Source organism: Pseudomonas sp. MWU16-30323 (assembly GCF_020515595.1).
In the GTDB taxonomy this organism is placed as follows: Bacteria; Pseudomonadota; Gammaproteobacteria; order Pseudomonadales; family Pseudomonadaceae; genus Aquipseudomonas; species Aquipseudomonas yamanorum.
On the sequence record NZ_JAIWYM010000022.1, the window covers coordinates 22550 to 42005 of the forward strand.

16 protein-coding genes are annotated in these 19456 nt (G+C 59.3%); 5 read left to right on the forward strand and 11 right to left on the reverse strand.

Annotated elements, in window-relative coordinates; all coding sequences use genetic code 11:
• Positions 1-78: 78 nt before the first annotated feature.
• The 6 genes from odhB to sdhC all read right to left on the reverse strand — a co-directional run bounded on the left by odhB (position 79) and on the right by sdhC (position 7678).
• Entirely contained in the window at positions 79-1308 is a 1230-nt protein-coding gene (odhB, locus tag LIY45_RS22025; RefSeq protein WP_226477598.1) for a 2-oxoglutarate dehydrogenase complex dihydrolipoyllysine-residue succinyltransferase, read from the reverse strand.
• Positions 1309-1352: 44 nt separating this feature from the next.
• Complete coding sequence (locus LIY45_RS22030) at positions 1353-4184, reverse strand: 2-oxoglutarate dehydrogenase E1 component (RefSeq protein WP_226477599.1); 2832 nt, start codon at positions 4182-4184, stop codon at positions 1353-1355.
• Between the two features lie 262 nt (positions 4185-4446).
• A complete protein-coding gene (locus LIY45_RS22035) occupies positions 4447-5151 on the reverse strand; it encodes a succinate dehydrogenase iron-sulfur subunit (RefSeq protein WP_003210571.1) in 705 nt (234 codons plus the stop codon).
• A gap of 11 nt (positions 5152-5162) precedes the next feature.
• Positions 5163-6938 (reverse strand): succinate dehydrogenase flavoprotein subunit, encoded by a 1776-nt coding sequence (sdhA, locus tag LIY45_RS22040; RefSeq protein WP_226477600.1) that lies wholly within the window; start codon positions 6936-6938, stop codon positions 5163-5165.
• 3 nt (positions 6939-6941) lie between these two features.
• Entirely contained in the window at positions 6942-7310 is a 369-nt protein-coding gene (gene sdhD / locus LIY45_RS22045; RefSeq protein ID WP_003210573.1) for a succinate dehydrogenase, hydrophobic membrane anchor protein, read from the reverse strand.
• Positions 7304-7678 (reverse strand): succinate dehydrogenase, cytochrome b556 subunit, encoded by a 375-nt coding sequence (gene sdhC, locus LIY45_RS22050; protein ID WP_008433998.1) that lies wholly within the window; start codon positions 7676-7678, stop codon positions 7304-7306. Before sdhC ends, sdhD begins: the two co-directional genes overlap by 7 nt.
• 363 nt (positions 7679-8041) lie before the next feature.
• Between sdhC and gltA the strand changes: the two genes are divergently transcribed.
• The gene (gltA, locus tag LIY45_RS22055; RefSeq protein WP_003210575.1) at positions 8042-9331 is read left to right on the forward strand and encodes a citrate synthase; all 1290 of its coding nucleotides are present in this window, start codon (positions 8042-8044) and stop codon (positions 9329-9331) included.
• A 162-nt stretch (positions 9332-9493) separates the two neighbouring features.
• Here gltA and LIY45_RS22060 read toward each other — a convergent pair whose 3' ends face one another.
• The 3 genes from LIY45_RS22060 to LIY45_RS22070 form a co-directional block, all read right to left on the reverse strand.
• The gene (locus LIY45_RS22060; protein ID WP_017477527.1) at positions 9494-11152 is read right to left on the reverse strand and encodes a cation acetate symporter; all 1659 of its coding nucleotides are present in this window, start codon (positions 11150-11152) and stop codon (positions 9494-9496) included.
• Positions 11149-11460 carry a DUF485 domain-containing protein gene (locus tag LIY45_RS22065; protein ID WP_017477526.1) on the reverse strand — a complete coding sequence of 104 codons (312 nt, stop codon included), beginning with the start codon at positions 11458-11460 and terminating at the stop codon, positions 11149-11151. The genes LIY45_RS22060 and LIY45_RS22065 overlap by 4 nt, the downstream gene beginning before the upstream one ends.
• Before the next feature lie 239 nt (positions 11461-11699).
• Complete coding sequence (locus LIY45_RS22070; protein WP_026077970.1) at positions 11700-12551, reverse strand: glycine betaine ABC transporter substrate-binding protein; 852 nt, start codon at positions 12549-12551, stop codon at positions 11700-11702.
• Positions 12552-12882: 331 nt separating this feature from the next.
• Between LIY45_RS22070 and LIY45_RS22075 the strand changes: the two genes are divergently transcribed.
• Entirely contained in the window at positions 12883-14436 is a 1554-nt protein-coding gene (locus tag LIY45_RS22075) for a glycosyl hydrolase family 17 protein (protein ID WP_226477601.1), read from the forward strand.
• 87 nt (positions 14437-14523) lie between these two features.
• On the opposite strand, the gene LIY45_RS22080 is transcribed toward LIY45_RS22075, so the two are convergent.
• The gene (locus LIY45_RS22080; protein ID WP_063028197.1) at positions 14524-14892 is read right to left on the reverse strand and encodes a hypothetical protein; all 369 of its coding nucleotides are present in this window, start codon (positions 14890-14892) and stop codon (positions 14524-14526) included.
• 236 nt (positions 14893-15128) lie between these two features.
• On the opposite strand from LIY45_RS22080, the gene LIY45_RS22085 reads away from it, so the two are divergent.
• From LIY45_RS22085 to LIY45_RS22095, 3 genes are all read left to right on the forward strand, one after another.
• Positions 15129-16427, forward strand: coding sequence for a serine protein kinase PrkA (locus LIY45_RS22085; RefSeq protein ID WP_010166231.1), 1299 nt, complete (start codon positions 15129-15131; stop codon positions 16425-16427).
• The gene (locus LIY45_RS22090) at positions 16420-17208 is read left to right on the forward strand and encodes a VacJ family lipoprotein (protein ID WP_003210582.1); all 789 of its coding nucleotides are present in this window, start codon (positions 16420-16422) and stop codon (positions 17206-17208) included. Before LIY45_RS22085 ends, LIY45_RS22090 begins: the two co-directional genes overlap by 8 nt.
• A gap of 153 nt (positions 17209-17361) precedes the next feature.
• Complete coding sequence (locus LIY45_RS22095) at positions 17362-18378, forward strand: hypothetical protein (protein WP_226477602.1); 1017 nt, start codon at positions 17362-17364, stop codon at positions 18376-18378.
• A 30-nt stretch (positions 18379-18408) separates the two neighbouring features.
• On the opposite strand, the gene LIY45_RS22100 is transcribed toward LIY45_RS22095, so the two are convergent.
• Positions 18409-19392, reverse strand: a complete 984-nt coding sequence (locus LIY45_RS22100; protein ID WP_226477603.1) for a GlxA family transcriptional regulator — start codon at positions 19390-19392, stop codon at positions 18409-18411.
• Between the last annotated feature and the right edge of the window lie 64 nt (positions 19393-19456).

Here is a 19456-nt window from a genome sequence, read left to right on the forward strand (position 1 = left end):
AGCTAAAAGCTTCAAGCCGTGAGCCGCACTCCGGCCTGCCTTGCGGCAGACCGGGCAGTACGGCGCACCGCCGCTTTATCAGATATCCAGCAGCAGACGAGCCGGGTCTTCCAGCAGGTTCTTGATGGTCACCAGGAAAGTCACGGCTTCTTTACCATCGATCAGGCGGTGATCGTACGACAGCGCCAGGTACATCATCGGGCGGATCACCACTTGGCCGTTGATCGCCATAGGACGCTGCAGAATGTTGTGCATGCCCAGGATCGCAGCTTGTGGCGGGTTGACGATCGGAGTCGACATCATCGAACCGAAAGTACCACCGTTGGTGATGGTGAAGGTACCACCGGTCATCTCGTCGATGGTCAGCTTGCCGTCACGGGCTTTCTTGCCGAAGTTGGCGATGCCGCCTTCGATTTCAGCCAGGCTCATCAGTTCGGCGTTACGCAGAACCGGTACCACCAGGCCACGGTCGCTGGAGACGGCAACGCCGACGTCAGCATAACCGTGGTAAACGATGTCGCCGCCATCGATGGAAGCGTTGACTGCCGGGAAGCGTTTCAGCGCTTCGGTGGCCGCTTTCACGAAGAACGACATGAAGCCCAGGCGCACGCCGTTGTGGGACTTCTCGAACAGATCCTTGTACTTCGAACGCAGGGCCATGACTTCGGTCATGTCGACTTCGTTGAAAGTAGTCAGCATCGCCATGTTCGACTGTGCTTCAACCAGGCGCTTGGCCACGGTGGCACGCACGCGGGTCATCGGTACGCGCTTCTCGGTGCGGTCGCCAGCGGCGAACACAGGCGCAGCGGCAGCCGGGGCAGCCGCCTTGGCAGGTGCGGCAGCCGGGGCGTTTTTCTTGGCTTCAACCGCAGCAACCACGTCTTCCTTGGTCACACGGCCGTCTTTGCCGGTGCCCTTGATGGAAGCCAGGTTAATACCGTTTTCGTCAGCCAGCTGACGCGCAGCCGGTGCAGCGATTGGATCTTCGCCACCCGCAGCCGGTGCAGCAGCTGGAGCTGCGGCAGCAGCGGCCGGTGCAGCAGCGGCAGCAGGAGCAGCGGTAGCAGCACCGCCCTCTTCGATCGAGCCCAGAACCTGGTTCGACAGAACGGTAGCGCCTTCTTCGGCAACGATTGCGCCCAGCACGCCGTCAGCTTCAGCCAACACTTCGAGCACGACCTTGTCGGTTTCGATGTCGACGATCAGGTCGTCACGCTTGACGGCCTCGCCTGGTTTCTTGTGCCAGGTGGCAACGGTGCCATCGGCAACCGATTCCGGGAATGACGGGGCTTTGATTTCGATAGCCATTATCTGTGGGTCCTTAAAATTCGGTTTCAGTCAGCGCGAAGGCGTTAAACAGTGAAAGCATCTTGCAGCAGTTTTTCCTGCTGCTCGGCGTGCATCGACGCATAACCACACGCAGGTGCAGCAGAAGCATCACGACCGGCGTACTCCAGGCCCAGGGCCTGTTTGTGGTTGCCGATGCTGCGACGCAGATGATGCTGACTGCTGTACCAAGCGCCCTGGTTCATCGGCTCTTCCTGACACCACACCACGTTGGTGAGGTTGGTGTAAGGCGCGATGGCCTCCATCAGGTCATCTTCCGGGAACGGGTAAAGCTGCTCGATCCGCACGATGGCGATGTCTTCGCGGCCTTCGGCACGGCGTTTTTCCAGCAAGTCGTAGTAAACCTTGCCGCTGCACAGGATCAGGCGAGTGACCTTGGCCGCGTCCAGGGTGTCGATTTCTGAAATAACGGTCTGGAACGAACCATCCGCCAGATCTTCCAGGGTCGAGATGGCCAATTTATGACGCAGCAGCGATTTCGGGGTCAGCACTACCAGCGGCTTGCGCAGCGGGCGGATCACCTGGCGACGCAGCAAGTGGTAGATCTGGGCCGGGGTCGTCGGCACGCACACCTGGATGTTGTGCTCGGCGCACAATTGCAGGTAACGCTCCAGACGGGCCGAGGAGTGCTCCGGCCCCTGACCTTCATAACCGTGTGGCAGCAACATGGTCAGACCGCACAGACGGCCCCACTTGTGCTCGCCGCTGGTGATGAACTGGTCGATAACCACCTGGGCACCGTTGGCGAAGTCGCCGAACTGGGCTTCCCAGATCACCAGCGCCTGAGGCGTGGTGGTCGAGTAACCGTATTCGAACGCCAGTACGGCTTCTTCGGACAGGAACGAATCGAACAGGTCGAAACGTGGCTGGCCTTCGTACAGGTTCTGCAACGGGATGTAGGTGCCCGCGTCTTTCTGGTTGTGCAGCACAGCATGACGGTGCGAGAACGTACCGCGGCCGATGTCCTGGCCAGTCATGCGAATCGGGTGACCTTCGAACGCCAGGGTCGCGTACGCCATGGTTTCAGCGTAACCCCAGTTGATCGGCAGGCCGCCGGCTTGCATCTTCTGACGGTCTTCGTAGATCTTCGCAACCTGGCGCTGTACGACGAAACCGTCTGGAATTTCCAGCAGCTTGGCCGACAGTTCCTGCAGGGTCTTCAGATCGAACGAGGTGTCGTGACGCGCAGTCCAGGCGTGGCCCAGGTACGGACGCCAGTCGACGAACAGCTCTTTGTTCGGTTCTTTAACCAGGCTTTTCACGACATGCAGGCCGTTGTCCAGCGCGTTGCGGTATTCATCGATCTTCGCCTGAACACGCGCATCGTCCACCACGCCGGCCTTGATCAGGCTATCGGCATACAGCTCACGGGTGGTGCGCTGCTTGGTGATTTGCTGGTACATCAACGGTTGGGTGCCGCTAGGCTCATCCGCTTCGTTGTGACCGCGACGACGGTAGCAGACCAGGTCGATGACCACGTCACGCTTGAACTGCATGCGGTAATCGATGGCCAACTGGGTCACGAACAACACGGCTTCCGGATCATCACCATTCACATGGAGGATCGGCGCCTGGATCATCTTGGCAACGTCGGTCGCGTACTCGGTAGAGCGCGCGTCCAGCGGGTTGCTGATGGTGAAGCCCACCTGGTTGTTGATGACGATGTGAACGGTACCGCCGGTCTTGAAGCCGCGAGTCTGCGACATCTGGAAGGTTTCCAGGACCACACCCTGACCGGCGAATGCCGCGTCACCGTGGATGGAAATCGGCAGGACCTTCTCGCCGGTGGAATCGTTACGACGATCCTGGCGAGCACGTACGGACCCCTCGACCACTGGAGAAACGATTTCCAGGTGGGATGGGTTGAACGCCATGGCCAGGTGAACTTCACCGCCGGTGGTCATTACGTTGGACGAGAAGCCCTGGTGGTATTTAACGTCACCGGAGCCCAGCTCGACCTTCTTCTTGCCTTCGAACTCGTCGAACAGCTCGCGCGGGTTCTTGCCGAAGGTGTTGACCAGCACGTTCAAACGGCCACGGTGGGCCATGCCGATCACGATTTCCTTGGTGCCGTAGGAACCGGAACGCTGGATCAGTTCGTCGAGCATCGGGATCAGGCTTTCGCCGCCTTCCAGGCCGAAACGCTTGGTGCCCGGGTATTTGGTACCCAGGTATTTTTCCAGGCCTTCCGCTGCAGTGACGCGCTCGAGCAAGTGGCTCTTGACGTCTGCAGACAGCACCGGGCGACCACGCACGCCTTCAAGACGGTGCTGGAACCAGTGGCGCTGCTCGGAATCAGTGATGTGCGTAAATTCTGCACCGATGGTGCGGCAATATGTCTGCTGCAACGCTTCGTGAATTTCGCGTAGGCTCGCTTCCTCTTTGCCGATGAACAGGTCGCCGGCACGGAAGGTCGTATCAAGATCGGCATTGGTCAAGCCGTAATGATTGATCGACAGGTCTGCAGGTGCAGGACGCTGCCACAGCCCCAGCGGGTCAAGCTGGGCTGCCTGGTGGCCACGCATACGGTAGGCCTGGATCAGTCGCAGTACTTCAACTTGCTTCTTCTCGTGCTCACTGCTCACGCTTGCGGCGGAAACCGGCTGGGCGCGGCGCTGGTTCTTTGCCAGCAGCACGAACTGATCGCGAATTGTTGCGTGCGATACATCGGTGGCAGCGTTGCCGTCTGAAGACAACGTCTGAAATTTGGTGCGCCATTCTTCTGGCACAGCGTTAGGGTCGTGCAGGTAGAGCTCATAAAGCTCTTCCACATAGGCAGCGTTACCACCTGAAAGATAGCCGCTGTTCCACATGCGCTGCATCACGCTTTCTTGCATGCTTGGTCACCCTCGATTTGGGGACACCACCGGCGAAAACACCGAGTTTGCTTGCAAAAGGCCAAGTGCAGCGACCAAAACAAGCCACTTAGGATCACGCTGATAGTTCGGGTACCAACCCGAATGCCCCTGCTTGTCTCATTTCTTCAAAATAAGAGCCGCGTCTTTGTAAGTCGCTGCTCAAGTTAAAACTACGGCGCCGGTTGAAGCCTGCGCCGTAGCATCTACGGGCACAACGGTCCTGCTTTTACTACAACGTCGGTTACACGCCGCTTTGCAGCAGCATGCTACGTACGTGACCAATGGCCTTAGTCGGGTTCAGGCCTTTGGGACATACGTTGACGCAGTTCATGATCCCGCGGCAGCGGAATACGCTGAACGGGTCATCCAGCGAAGCCAGACGCTCGGCAGTCTTGGTGTCACGGCTGTCTGCCAGGAAGCGGTACGCTTGCAGCAGGGCAGCTGGGCCCAGGAACTTGTCCGGGTTCCACCAGAAGGACGGGCAGGAAGTCGAGCAGCAAGCGCACAGGATGCACTCGTACAGACCGTCCAGCTTCTCGCGCTCTTCCGGAGTCTGCAGACGCTCGATGGCCGGAGCCGGCGTGTCGTTCTGCAGGAATGGCTTAACCTTCTCGTATTGCTTGTAGAAGATGCTCATATCGACGACCAGGTCACGGATAACCGGCAAACCTGGCAGCGGACGAACAACCAACTTGTTGCCTTTCACCACGGAAGACAGCGGCGTGATGCACGCCAGGCCGTTCTTGCCGTTGATGTTCATGCCGTCGGAGCCGCAAACACCCTCACGGCAAGAGCGACGATAGGAGAAACCTTCGTCCTGCTCTTTAACCAGGGCCAGCACGTCCAGCACCATCAGGTCTTTACCACCGGTATCGACCTGGAATTCCTGCATGAACGGCGCAGCGTCCTGATCAGGGTTGTAGCGATAAACACTGACTTTCAACATGGCAGCCACCCTTAGTAAGTCCGAATCTTCGGTTCAAACGTCGGAACCGTCTTCGGCGAGAAGTTCACGGCACGCTTGGTTACGCGCTTGTCACCCGGGAAGTACAGGGTGTGGCACAACCAGTTTTCGTCGTCGCGGTCTTCATAGTCTTCACGAGCGTGAGCACCACGGGATTCTTTACGAACCTCGGCGGCGATCGCAGTCGCTTCAGCCACTTCCAGCAGGTTTTGCAGCTCAAGGGCTTCGATTCGAGCGGTGTTGAACGCCTGGCTCTTGTCGTTGATCTTGACGTTGGCGATGCGCGTACGCAGGTCAGCCAGCTGGGCGATACCTTTCTGCATGTATTCGCCGGTACGGAACACACCGAAGTAGTTCTGCATGCAGCTTTGCAGTTCTTTGCGCAACGAGGCAACGTCTTCGCCTTCGGTACGCGAGTTCAGGCCATCCAGACGTGCCAGGGCAGCGTCGATGTCGGACTGGCGTGGACGCGCGTAATCAACGCCTTCCTTCAGGGTCTGTTCCAGGAACAGGCCGGCGGCGCGACCGAATACCACCAGGTCGAGCAGCGAGTTGCCGCCCAGACGGTTGGCACCGTGAACCGATACGCAAGCCACTTCACCTACCGCGAACAGACCAGGGATGATCTGGTCAACGCCGTCGGCGTCCTGGGTGATCGCCTGGCCATGAATGTTGGTGGCAACGCCGCCCATCATATAGTGGCAAGTTGGAACAACCGGGATCGGCGCAACAGCCGGGTCAACGTGGGCAAAGGTCTTGGACAGCTCCATGATGCCTGGCAGACGGCTGTGCAGAACTTCTTCACCGAGGTGATCGAGCTTCAGCATTACGTGGTCGCCATCGGGACCACAGCCGTTACCGGCGATGATCTCTTTAACCATGGAACGGGCTACAACGTCACGACCGGCGAGGTCTTTGGCGTTCGGAGCATAACGCTCCATGAAGCGCTCGCCGTTCTTGTTGATCAGGTAGCCACCTTCACCACGGCAACCTTCTGTAACCAGTACGCCGGCGCCGGCGATGCCGGTCGGGTGGAACTGCCACATTTCGATGTCTTGTACCGGGACGCCTGCACGCAGGGCCATGCCGATACCGTCACCGGTGTTGATCAGGGCGTTGGTCGTCGAAGAGTAGATACGGCCTGCACCGCCTGTCGCCAATACGGTGGCGTTAGCCCGCACGTAAGAGGTTTCGCCGGTTTCGATGCAGATAACGATCATGCCTACGAAGGCACCGTCTTCGTTCTTCACCAGGTCGACGCCGTAGTATTCGTTGAGGAATACGGTGCCGGCCTTCAGGTTGGCCTGGTACAGGGTGTGCAACAGCGCGTGACCGGTACGGTCGGCTGCGGCACAGGTACGAGCGGCCTGGCCACCCTTGCCGAAGTCTTTGGACTGACCGCCGAACGGACGCTGGTAGATGCGGCCCTGTTCGGTACGGGAGAACGGCAGACCCATGTGTTCCAGCTCGAAGACCGCTTCCGGGCCTACGGAGCACATGTATTCGATAGCGTCCTGGTCACCGATATAGTCGGAACCCTTGACGGTATCGTACATGTGCCAGCGCCAGTCATCGTTTGGATCGGCGGAGGCGATGGCGCAGGTGATGCCACCCTGGGCCGAAACGGTGTGGGAACGGGTCGGGAACACCTTGGTGATCACGGCAGTCTTGTGACCGCCCTGGGCCAGTTGCAGCGCAGCGCGCATGCCGGCACCGCCGCCGCCAATGATGATGGCGTCGAATGAAAGCGTATTAACTGTGTTAGCCATGAATCAGATACCCCAAAGAATCTGCACACCCCAGACGAAGTAAGCGAACATCGCGACGCCGCATACTGCCTGGAAGAGAAACCGTACTGCTGTCGCGGACTTGCCCAGCGCCATTGGCGTCAGGTAGTCGGTCGCGATGGTCCACATGCCAACCCAGGCGTGAGCGCCCAGGGCTACAAGGGCCAGCAGACTGAAGATGCGCATCCCGTTATGAGCGAACAGGCCGTGCCATTGTGCGTAGCCAATGCCAGGGTTCGCCGCGAGGTACCCGATCAGGAAGATGAAATAAGCCGCGAGAACAACCGCAGACACACGTTGCGCCATCCAGTCATAGAGGCCCGAACGCGACAGGTTCGTAACGCTGGTTACCATATCCAAACTCCCGCCAGAACGATCAGCACCACGGAAATGGCGATGACGATTTTCGAGCCCAGCTTGCCGCCTTCCAGCGTCTCACCGATACCCATGTCCATGATCAAGTGGCGAATACCGGCCACCAGGTGATAAAGCAGAGCGGACAGGAGGCCCCAGGCGACGAATTTGGCCAGCGGACTGGTCAAGCATGCCTTCACCTCGGCGTACCCTTCTTCCGAACCCAGGGATTTGCTCAATGCATAAAGCATGATGCCCAGGCCAAGAAACAGGATGATGCCGGATACACGGTGCAGGAACGACGTTACGCCGGTGATGGGGAGTTTGATGGTCCTTAGGTCTAGGTTTACAGGTCGTTGGCTATTCACGGCTTTTTTTCACACTGAAGAGCCCCTAACAATCAGGGCAAAGTTGTTGGGGAGTGCACTGGTCAGGTAACCACCACCCAGGGAGTGCGACCCCCATCAAAACGGGCCCAAAAGCCCCTGGCGGTCGGAGGCCGAGTATAGACAGTTAGGCAACTAATGACAACGCGCACTCCTCACCCTAATAGCGCATTGCGCTGGCGGCATAAAAGGCGTAAACGGCAGGTAATTTCGAGGAAAAAGTACGGTTAAAGCCTTCTGGAGCAAGACTTTAGGCAAATTGACATCTGAATTTATCTCACTATAGTGGTGCGGGCCCTGCGTGGGGGGTCTGTCTGATGATTTGAAGCATAAATAGGAGGCCACATGGCTGACAAAAAAGCGCAGTTGATCATCGAGGGCGCAGCCCCCGTCGAGCTGCCCATTTTAACCGGCACCGTTGGTCCCGATGTTATCGACGTACGGGGCCTGACGGCCACGGGCCGTTTTACATTTGACCCAGGCTTCATGTCGACCGCCTCTTGCGAGTCGAAGATCACCTATATCGACGGTGATAACGGTATCTTGCTGCACCGCGGCTACCCGATCGAACAGCTTGCTGAACAGTCGGACTACCTGGAAACCTGCTACCTGCTGCTCAACGGCGAATTGCCAACAGCCGAGCAAAAGGCCCAGTTCGTCAGCACCGTGAAGAACCACACCATGGTTCACGAGCAGTTGAAGACCTTCTTCAACGGCTTCCGTCGCGACGCCCACCCGATGGCCGTCATGTGCGGCGTAGTCGGCGCCCTGTCGGCCTTCTATCACGACTCCCTGGACATCAATAACCCGCAGCATCGCGAAATCTCCGCGATCCGCCTGGTTGCCAAGATGCCTACCCTGGCCGCAATGGTTTACAAGTACTCCATGGGTCAACCCATGATGTACCCGCGCAACGACCTGACGTACGCGGAAAACTTCCTGCACATGATGTTCAACACCCCGTGCGAGATCAAACCGATCAGCCCGGTGCTGGCCGCCGCGATGGACAAGATCTTCATCCTCCACGCCGACCACGAACAGAACGCCTCGACGTCTACCGTGCGCCTGGCGGGCTCTTCGGGTGCCAACCCGTTCGCCTGTATCGCCGCCGGCATCGCCGCACTCTGGGGCCCTGCCCACGGCGGTGCGAACGAAGCCGTATTGACCATGCTCGATGAAATCGGCGATGTGTCCAACATCGACAAGTTCATCGCCAAGGCCAAGGACAAGAACGATCCGTTCAAGTTGATGGGCTTCGGTCACCGGGTCTACAAGAACCGCGACCCGCGCGCAACCGTGATGAAGAAGACCTGCGACGAAGTGTTGAAGGAACTGGGGATCAAGAACGATCCGCAACTCGAACTGGCCATGCGCCTGGAAGAGATCGCCCTGACCGACCCGTACTTCATCGAGCGCTCGCTGTACCCGAACGTCGACTTCTACTCGGGGATCATCCTCAAGGCGATCGGCATTCCAACCAGCATGTTCACCGTGATCTTCGCCCTGGCGCGGACCGTGGGCTGGATCTCCCACTGGAAAGAAATGCTCTCCAGCCCGTACAAGATTGGCCGCCCGCGCCAGCTGTACACCGGCTACGAGTCGCGTGATATCACCAAGCTGGAAGACCGCAAGTAAGCTGACCGCTACTTGGCCACACCGAAAACGGCCTCCTTTGATAGGGAGGCCGTTTTTATTTGTGCCGGTTTTGAGAAACAGTTTTGTCGTATTCGTTACCAATAAAGGCAAAAAAAAAGCCCCGATCTCACGATCGGGGCTTTTTTTGTAACGGTTACACGCTTAGTGGTTGACCGCCCCACTCGCCCCCAGGCCAGTCTGCGAACGCACAAACTGCGGGAAGTACAGCGCACGTTCCTTCTCTGCCGCCGCCGACTTGTCGGTGATGGAGAAGAACCAGATGCCGATGAACGCAATGATCATCGAGAACAGCGCCGGGTACTCGTAAGGGAAAATCGCCTTCTCATGGTGCAGGATCGAGACCCAGATGGTTGGGCCGAGGATCATCAGGCCAACGGCGCTGATCAAGCCCAGCCAGCCACCAATCATTGCACCGCGGGTGGTGAGGTTTTTCCAGTACATGGAAAGCAGCAGCACCGGGAAGTTACAGCTGGCCGCAATGGAGAACGCCAGGCCCACCATGAACGCGATGTTCTGGCTTTCAAACAGGATGCCCAAGCCAATCGCCAGCACTGCCAGGGCGATGGTGGTGATCTTCGATACGCGAATCTCATCCTTCTCGTTGGCCTTGCCTTTCTTGATCACGCTGGCGTACAGGTCATGGGACACCGCCGAAGCACCCGCCAGGGTCAAACCGGCAACCACTGCCAGGATGGTGGCAAACGCCACGGCCGAGATGAAGCCCAGGAAGATACTGCCGCCCACCGCGTTGGCCAGGTGCACCGCCGCCATGTTGTTACCGCCGAGCAAGGCACCTGCAGCATCCTTGAACGCCGGGTTGGTGCTGACCAGCAGGATCGCACCGAAGCCGATGATAAAGGTCAGGATATAGAAGTAGCCGATGAAGCCAGTGGCATACAGCACGCTCTTGCGAGCTTCCTTCGCGTCACTCACGGTGAAGAAGCGCATCAGGATGTGCGGCAGGCCGGCGGTACCGAACATCAGTGCCAGGCCGAGGGAGAACGCCGAAATCGGGTCTTTCACCAGGCCGCCCGGGCTCATGATCGCTTCACCTTTAGGGTGAACCTTGATCGCCTCGGCAAACAGCATGTTGAAGTCGAAGTTGACGTGTTTCATCACCATCAGCGCCATGAACGAGGCACCGGACAGCAGCAGCACTGCCTTGATGATCTGTACCCAGGTGGTCGCCAGCATGCCGCCGAACAACACATAGAGGCACATCAGGATACCCACCAGGATCACCGCGACGTGGTAATCCAGGCCGAACAGCAGCTGGATCAACTTGCCCGCGCCTACCATCTGCGCGATCAGGTAGAACGCCACCACCACCAAAGAGCCGCACGCCGACAGGCTGCGGATCTGGGTTTGCCCGAGGCGGTAGGACGCCACGTCGGCAAAGGTGTATTTGCCCAGGTTACGCAGGCGCTCGGCGATCAGGAACAGAATGATCGGCCAGCCCACCAGGAAGCCGATCGAGTAGATCAGGCCGTCGTAGCCGGAGGTGAACACCAGCGCGGAAATCCCCAGGAAGGACGCCGCCGACATGTAGTCACCGGCAATCGCCAAACCGTTCTGGAACCCGGTGATCTTGCCGCCGGCCGCATAGTAGTCGGCCGCCGACTTGTTGCGCTTGGACGCCCAGTAGGTGATGCACAACGTCGCGCCAACAAAGGCCACGAACATCAGGATCGCTGCGATATTCAGCGGTTGTTTATGCACTTCGCCGGTCAATGCATCGGCCGCCCAGACGGCAGGTGCGAAGGCCGAGGCGCCGAGTACAGCCAATAGACGACGGATCATTGCGCAGCCTCCTTGAGAATCGCATTGTTCAGGTCGTCGAATTCGCCGTTGGCGCGTCGTACATAGATGGCGGTGAGGACGAAGGCCGACACAATCAGCCCAACCCCGATAGGGATCCCCCACGTGATGGACGAACCGGGGCTGATCTTGGCCCCCAGTATTTGCGGCCCATAGGCAATCAGAAGAATGAAAGCGGAGTACAGCCCAAGCATGATTGCCGAGAGAATCCAGGCGAATCGTTCCCTTTTACTAACCAGCTCCTTGAAACGCGGGCTGTTTTGAATCGAGAGGTAAATGCTGTCGTTCATTGTTTTTATCCTCGCAGCACAGCTTTTTATTATTGGAACATATCCACTGTATGCGGCTGAGGAACAGGTTCCAGACGACCTTAGTAGTAGAAGGAGTGTAGCGAGGGATATTGAAGGCGCAGGAATAATTGCTGGGGCGAAATAATGTGGGAGCCGGGCTTGCCCGCGATGGGATCACCTCGATACATCAGGTGCACCGAGGCGTCTGCATCGCAGGCAAGCCAGCTCCCACAAGGGTATTACTTAGCAGTCCACTCGGCGACACGCTCAGGGTGCTTGGCCACCCAGTCCTTGGCGGCCGCTTCAGGCTTGGCGCCCTCTTGGATCGCCAGCATGACTTCGCCGATCTCATCCTTGGAGGCCCACTGGAATTTCTTCAGGAACGCCGCGACTTCCGGGGCTTTCTTTTCCAGGCCTTTGCTGCCGATGCTGTTGACGGTTTCAGCAGCACCATAAATTCCTTTTGGGTCGTCCAGGAAACGCAGTTTCCACTTGGCGAACATCCAGTGTGGCACCCAACCGGTGACCGCAATGGATTCCTGTTTGTCTTCGGCACGGGTCAGCTCGGCGATCATCGCCGCGCCCGAACTGGCTTGCAGCTTGTAGTCCAGGCCATAGGCCTTGATCGCTTCGTCGGTCTTGAGCATCACGCCTGAACCGGCGTCGATGCCGACGATCTTGTTCTTGAAGGTGGTGTCGGTCTTGAGGTCTTCGATGGATTTGGCTTTCACGTACTCAGGCACGATCAGGCCGATCTTGGCGTCCTTGAAGTTGGGGCCGTAGTCGACCACCTTGTCCTTGTTCTTGGCCCAGTATTCACCGTGGGTCACCGGCAGCCAGGCGGAGAGCATGGCGTCGAGTTTGCCAGTGGCCACGCCTTGCCACATGATCCCGGTGGCGACCGCTTGCAGTTTCACGTCATAACCGAGCTTTTGCTTGATCACTTCTGCCGCCACGTGGGTGGTGGCGACACTGTCCGACCAGCCATCCACGTAACCGATGCTCAGGGTTTTGCTGTCGGCGCTGGCCAGTGTGGAGCTCATCGCAACTACCAGCGTGGCAGCTGCGCCCAAGAGTCGTCGCATCTTCATAGTGCTTCCCCGAAAGTGCTGCGCCCGGCGGATGCCGAGCGACGTCAACCTGTTGTTATGTGGTGCACCGCGCCCCCTTCACGCGCATCAATCACGTGGGTGCCTCATCAGTGGAGGGCTGACACTTCGATCATCAACCTGCTGCCACAAGCGACCTGCTCTGACTGCGACCTCAGGTAAGCAAGAAACGACATCACATCGCCAGCAGGACGATTTGTAGGATATTCACCGACGATCCCGCCCGAACTTTGCATGTCAAAACTATGCAGCTCCACTGGGACGGCACAAATCCGGGTAAGATGCGCGCCTTTGCTCCCCAGACGGCCTGATCATGCCCGCGACTGCCCGCTTCCCGCTCCTGCCCTATCTATTTGCCCTGATCCTCGGTGTGTTGGCCCTCGGCGGCTATTGGTATGGCCTCGGCCAACCGGTGGTGCTGCCGGACGTGGCCAGCGCCAGCCACAAGCTGCAATGTGCGTCCTACACGCCCTTCGACAAAGACCAATCGCCGTTCGACCAGCCGTTCAAACTGCGCCCCGAGCGCATGGACGCTGACCTGGCGTTGCTGGCCACCCGTTTTGAGTGCATCCGCACCTACTCCCAGACCGGCCTTGAAGCCTTGCCGGAGCTGGCGCGCAAACACGGCCTGAAGCTGATGAGCGGCGCGTGGGTCAGCAGTGATCCGGTGGCCACCGCCAAGGAAGTCGACGCACTGATCGCCTCGGCCAACGCCAACCCCGACGTCGTCACGTCGGTGATCGTGGGTAACGAAACCCTGCTGCGCAAGGAAGTGACCGCCAAGCAGTTGGTCAAGCTGATCCACCAGGTCAAAAGCCAGATCAAGCAGCCCGTCACTTATGCCGATGTGTGGGAGTTCTGGTTGCAACACCCGGAAATCGCCCCGGCGGTGGACTTTCTGACCATTCATTTGCTGCCTTACTGGGAAGATGACCCGTCGGGCATCGACCAGGCGCTCAAGCATGTAGGCGATGTACGCCAGACCTTCGGCAACAAGTTCGCCCCCAAGGACGTGATGATCGGCGAGACCGGCTGGCCGAGCGAAGGCCGCCAGCGGGAAACCGCGGTGCCGAGCCGGGTCAACGAAGCCAAGTTCATGCGCGGATTCGTGGCCATGGCTGAGGCCAATGGCTGGCACTACAACCTGATCGAAGCCTTTGACCAGCCGTGGAAACGCGCCAGCGAAGGGGCTGTGGGTGGTTATTGGGGTCTGTTCGATGCGGATCGCCAGGACAAGGGCGTTCTCGCCGGCCCGGTGACCAATGTGCCGTACTGGCCCGCGTGGCTGGGGGTTGGCGGGATTATCCTGCTGGGTACCCTGCTGCTGGGCGGTCGCGTACGCAGCACCCGTGCTGCGTTGTTGTTGCCGTTGCTCGGTGCCGTGGCTGCCTGCTCGATCGGCACCTGGGGCGAATTGAACCGGGTCACAGCGCGCTTCACCGATGAGTGGGTGTGGGCTGGATTGCTGGTGGCCTTGAACCTTGCGGTACTGGCTCACGCCGCCCTGGCGTTGAGTGCACGAGAAGGTTGGCGTGAACGCGCCTTCAACTGGCTGGAGCAACGCGCCGGCTGGCTGGTGGCAATCGCCGGATTTGCCGGTGCGGTCATGATGCTGGCACTGGTGTTTGACCCGCGTTATCGCAGCTTCCCGAGTGCCGCGCTGGTGTTGCCGGCGCTGGTGTACCTGGTGCGTCCGGTGAGCGGGCTGCGTCGGGAGATTGCATTGCTGGCGTTCATCATCGGTGCCGGCATTGCGCCGCAGTTGTTCCGTGAAGGGCTGATGAACCAGCAGGCGTGGGGTTGGGCGGTGGTTAGCCTGCTCATGGTCGTAGCCTTGTGGCGTTGCTTGCGGGTGCGCAAGGCTTAAGACCGCTATCGCAGGCAAGCCAACTCCCACATTTGAACTGTGAACACGGTCAAATGTGGGAGCGGGCTTGCCTGCGATGGGGCCCTGTCAGGCTGCCCGAGGCGCCCTGACCAACCGCAACCCCGCAATCACTACCGCAAACACCGCAAAGGTCGTGTTGTACAACGCCAACGCCGGAAACCCGAACACCAGCGCCAACACCGCCAACCCCCACCCGGCCCGGCCCGGCACAAAAAACGCCAGCACCGACGTGATCAACGCCGCCCAGCCCAGCACCTTGAAGTGAATCATCAACCCCAGGTTGGAACGCACCTGGCATTCCCAGCGGCTGGCTTCGTCAGCACAAATGCCCACCCAGCGGCCGTCCTCCATGAATCCGTAACGCGCGCCATAACTGGCGGCCAGCCAAAGCGGCAGGGCGATGAGCAACAGGATCAGCGGAAAACGGCGGGACATGGGGCACTCCGATAGGCGAAAACGGCGCCCAGCTTAATCCCCCGGTGGCCGTTGGCAAGTTTTGCACACAGATAAGTGTTCATCAGGGCGTGCCAAAGTGTATCGTCTCGCTACTATTACCCCGATTCCGACGTTTTTTCCGACTTTTAGTGCCGAAGGCTGGCACTTCGGCAGCAACGCGGTGGTCATAGCCTGCGAACTCCACTTCAGCACGTTTTCCTCTTAGGGATTTAGTCATGCTCCGTTCCTTGCGCTGTGCGGCCCTGTTGGGCAGCCTTTTTCTGAGTGCGTCAGCACTGGCGGTCGATATTGACCAGGCCAGCTATGGCTACCCTTTGACCAACCCATTTGAAGCGACCATCGCGACCACCCCGCCGAACCTGCGGCCGGAACTGCCGTCCGACGATGAAATCAATCAGTCCGACTACACCCTGACGATGCGCCCCGAGCGCGAGTTCAGCCTGCCCGACAACTTCTGGGCGGTGAAGAAACTCACCTACCGCATCGCCAAGCAAGACCGTGCCGCACCGCTGATCTTCCTGATCGCCGGCACCGGCGCACGCTTTGACAGCACCATCAACGAATACCTGAAAAAGCTGTACTACAAGGCCGGTTACCACGTCGTCCAGCTGTCGTCCCCCACCAGCTTCGACTTCATCGCCGCCGCCTCGCGCTTCGCCACGCCCGGCATCAGCCAGGAAGACGCCGAAGACATGTACCGCGTGATGCAGGCCGTACGCGCGCAGAACCCGACGCTGCCCGTGACCGACTTCTACCTCACCGGCTACAGCCTCGGCGCCCTCGACGCAGCCTTTGTCAGCAAGCTGGATGAAACCCGTCGCAGCTTCAACTTCAAGAAAGTCCTGCTGCTGAACCCGCCGGTCAACCTCTATACCTCGATCACCAACCTCGACAAGCTGGTGCAGACCGAAGTGAAGGGCATCAACAACAGCACCACCTTCTATGAACTGGTGTTGAACAAGCTGACCCGCTACTTCCAGCAAAAGGGCTACATCGACCTCAACGACGCCCTGCTGTACGACTTCCAGAACTCCAAGGAACACCTGACCAACGAACAGATGGCGATGCTGATCGGCACCTCGTTCCGCTTCTCGGCGGCCGACATTGCCTTCACCTCGGACCTGATCAACCGCCGCGGCCTGATCATCCCGCCCAAGTACCCGATCAGCGAAGGCACCAGCCTCACCCCGTTCCTCAAGCGTGCGCTGCAGTGCGACTTCGACTGCTACCTCACCGAACAGGTGATCCCGATGTGGCGTGCCCGTTCCGACGGTGGCAGCTTGCTGCAACTGGTTGACCAGGTCAGCCTGTATGCCCTCAAGGACTACCTGCACGACAGCCCGAAAATCGCCGTCATGCACAACGCCGACGACGTGATCCTGGGCCCGGGCGACCTTGGCTTCCTGCGTAAAACCTTCGGCGATCGCTTGACCGTCTACCCCCTGGGCGGCCATTGCGGCAACCTCAATTACCGCGTCAACGCCGACGCCATGCTGGAGTTCTTCCGTGGCTAAATATCTTCTGCTGCTCGCCGCCCTGATGTGCGCGGGCGTGGCCAATGCCGACAACAGCAAGGCCCACACGCCGACTGTAGTGGACTCCGACGGCTTCAAGGAGCCACTGAGCCATCTCAAGTTCAACCCCGGCCTGGACCAGCGTGAGTTCGAGCGTTCGTCGGTCAACGCCCTGAATGTCTACGACCCGCTGGAGTCGTGGAACCGTCGGGTGTACCACTTCAACTACCGCTTCGACCAGTGGGTGTTCCTGCCCGTGGTGGACGGTTACCGCTACGTCACCCCAAGCTTCCTGCGCACCGGCGTCAGCAACTTCTTCAACAACCTGGGGGATGTGCCCAACCTGTTGAACAGCCTGCTGCAACTCAAGGGCCATCGTTCCCTGGAAACCACCGGGCGCCTGCTGCTCAACACCACCATCGGCATCGCCGGCCTGTGGGACCCGGCCACCGCCATGGGCCTGCCGCGCCAGAGCGAAGACTTCGGCCAGACCCTGGGCTTCTACGGTGTACCGGGTGGCGCCTACCTGGTGCTGCCGCTCTTCGGCCCCTCCAACCTGCGGGATACCACGGGCCTGCTGGTGGACTACGGCGCCGAGACCGAGATCAACTTCCTGAACGTGTCCAAGGTCAGCGAAAACCACCCGGAAATCTGGGCCCTGCGCGCGGTCGACAAGCGCTACCAGACCAGCTTCCGCTACGGCCAGATGAACTCGCCGTTCGAGTATGAAAAGGTGCGCTACGTGTACACCGAGGCGCGCAAGTTGCAGATCGCCGAGTAGCACAATACATCAGCAGATCGAGGCCATTGGTGCAGTACCAATGGCCTTTTTTATGGATGCAAATTGCGGTCACAATCGGAAATCTCGATCGCTGGAACGCCCCTGCATAAAGCACCACAGAGATTGCTCACACCTCTGGCGCGAGTATTCTCAATGTCTGTCGACGTACGCAACATCCACCCGTTTCAAACCTTCTCACAGATGGCCCCTGCCCCGGAAACAGAAGGCGCTCTTCCACCGGCTTCCGGCCACTCGCAAACGCCGGGCTCTCGCAACATCGCCCGCTTTCAAACCTTCGAGCAGATGGCCCAAACGCTGACGACTCCCCCTCAAGAAACCGCATCGGAAAAGAACACAGCGTATGCCCCCGCGCAGGCAACGGGGCGACCGAGCGGTGATCGACGAACCGCAGACCAAATCATCAAGGCCAACCCTGTTTTCAAAAACCTTCCGGCATCCATTCCTCTGGCCGACGTGTTCAGGCACACAGGCGACTGGACACCCGACAACCCCGACCCTGATAAGCGCGCCGACGCGGCGTATAACGCAGCGCGGCTACTCAACTACATCGATGACAACCCAAAAGAACCAACGAAAAACCCAATCCGATTTCTGGGCAATAGTGAAATTGATGGCGAAATCCTATCGCCACTTCCGCCGCCATTCGACGAAACCTACCTCTTGCCGGGCAGTGAAGCCGACCTGCTGAAAAAATTCAGCACAGACGGCTATAGCGCACTGCCCGACCACGGTACGCCGTTGGCCACAGACAATGAAAAAAACACCACTCGCGAACCCACTGCCCCTAGCGGCCGGCCGTTTGGCGACACGCGCAGCGCACAGCAGATCCTCAGCGCCAATCCCGTCGTTCAATTGTTTGTCGAACATATTAAAAGTTTGCCCTATGGCCAATGGCACCTGGATGAGCTGAAGCAGCAGATTGGCGACTGGACCGAAAAAAATACCGATCCTGACAGCCGTGCGGACGCGGCTTACAACTTCGCCCAGGTCGGCAATTATCTGCACCCCGGCACGCCAGGATCAGGAGCCTCTGCACTCGATAAAAATCAATGGAGGAAAGAGACCGAACGATACGGCACGGTCCTGAACTCCGAGGCTCACACACTGCTGCGCTTCATCCGATTGGGTTACAGCGCCTTGCGTGAGTAAGGCCGACGCTCAGCACAGGATCAGCGCCGGCTATTTGACCAACCGCTTTTCCTTGGACGGCCGGTAGCCAAAGTACGCGCTGTAGCATTTGCTGAAATGGCTCGGCGAGACAAACCCGCAAGCCACCAGCACATCCACCTGGGACAGCTCGGTGTGCTGCAGCAGCCGGCGGGCCTCGGTGATGCGCAGTTCCAGGTAATAACGCTGGGGCGTGGTGCCCAGTTGCTCCTTGAACAAGCGCTCCAACTGACGCCGGGAACGGCCCGCATAGACGGCCAGCTGCTCAAGTTCCAGAGGCTCTTCGAGGTTGGCGTCCATCAGGTTGACCACCTCGCGCAGCGGCGCGCTCAAGCAGACGTTCTCGGTCGGTTTCACCCGCCGGTAGCGCGACTCCTCAAACGCCAGGATGTCTTCGATCCCCTCCACCAGCGCTTTGCCGTACAGCCCCTTGATCCAGTCCAGCGCCATATGAAACGCCCCGGACGGACTCGATGCCGTCAGCCGGTCGCGGTCAATCACATACGGCTCGCTGCTGACCTGGGTCGCCTTGCAGAACTCCGCCAGGGCCGGGCGATGTTCCGGGTGCACGGCGCAGCGGTAGCCCCCCAGCAAACCCGCACGCCCGAGGAACCAAGCACCATTCCACAAACCGGCGAGGTTCACTCCCTGCTCCGCAGCGCTTTTCAGCAGATGGATGAATTCGTCGCAGGCCTTCAGTTCGGTGCGATAGCCACCGCAAATCACCAACAGATCCAACGCTCTAAGCACCGAAGACTCAAGCCGCGCATCGGGCCGGATCACCAGCCCCAGGTCGCTGGTCACCTCGCCTTCCTGCAAGCCGAAGGTCGAGGTAGAAAACGACGCGGGCCGCAGCAGGTTCGCGGTGATCAGCGTATCCAGCGCCTGGGTAAACGCCGGCAACGAGAAATGTTCGAGCAACACAAATCCCGCACGCACCGTTTGCCGGGGCTCGCCGTTTTTTTCATTCAAGTAGCGCAGGTTCTTGCCTTTCATGCCCCCGCTGAATTGCCGTCGCTCGATCAATACCCGCGTCCCCAGATTCAAAGTGCACCGAGAA

Excerpts from the sequence above, each read along its gene's own strand:
- odhB (WP_226477598.1), bottom strand. The coding sequence starts at position 1,308 with ATGGCTATCGAAATCAAAGCCCCGTCATTCCCGGAATCGGTTGCCGAT.
- LIY45_RS22030 (WP_226477599.1), bottom strand. The coding sequence starts at position 4,184 with ATGCAAGAAAGCGTGATGCAGCGCATGTGGAACAGCGGCTATCTTTCA.
- LIY45_RS22035 (WP_003210571.1), bottom strand. The coding sequence starts at position 5,151 with ATGTTGAAAGTCAGTGTTTATCGCTACAACCCTGATCAGGACGCTGCG.
- sdhA (WP_226477600.1), bottom strand. The coding sequence starts at position 6,938 with ATGGCTAACACAGTTAATACGCTTTCATTCGACGCCATCATCATTGGC.
- sdhD (WP_003210573.1), bottom strand. The coding sequence starts at position 7,310 with ATGGTAACCAGCGTTACGAACCTGTCGCGTTCGGGCCTCTATGACTGG.
- gltA (WP_003210575.1), top strand. The coding sequence starts at position 8,042 with ATGGCTGACAAAAAAGCGCAGTTGATCATCGAGGGCGCAGCCCCCGTC.
- LIY45_RS22060 (WP_017477527.1), bottom strand. The coding sequence starts at position 11,152 with ATGATCCGTCGTCTATTGGCTGTACTCGGCGCCTCGGCCTTCGCACCT.
- LIY45_RS22065 (WP_017477526.1), bottom strand. The coding sequence starts at position 11,460 with ATGAACGACAGCATTTACCTCTCGATTCAAAACAGCCCGCGTTTCAAG.
- LIY45_RS22070 (WP_026077970.1), bottom strand. The coding sequence starts at position 12,551 with ATGAAGATGCGACGACTCTTGGGCGCAGCTGCCACGCTGGTAGTTGCG.
- LIY45_RS22075 (WP_226477601.1), top strand. The coding sequence starts at position 12,883 with ATGCCCGCGACTGCCCGCTTCCCGCTCCTGCCCTATCTATTTGCCCTG.
- LIY45_RS22080 (WP_063028197.1), bottom strand. The coding sequence starts at position 14,892 with ATGTCCCGCCGTTTTCCGCTGATCCTGTTGCTCATCGCCCTGCCGCTT.
- LIY45_RS22085 (WP_010166231.1), top strand. The coding sequence starts at position 15,129 with ATGCTCCGTTCCTTGCGCTGTGCGGCCCTGTTGGGCAGCCTTTTTCTG.
- LIY45_RS22095 (WP_226477602.1), top strand. The coding sequence starts at position 17,362 with ATGTCTGTCGACGTACGCAACATCCACCCGTTTCAAACCTTCTCACAG.
- LIY45_RS22100 (WP_226477603.1), bottom strand. The coding sequence starts at position 19,392 with ATGAAAGGCAAGAACCTGCGCTACTTGAATGAAAAAAACGGCGAGCCC.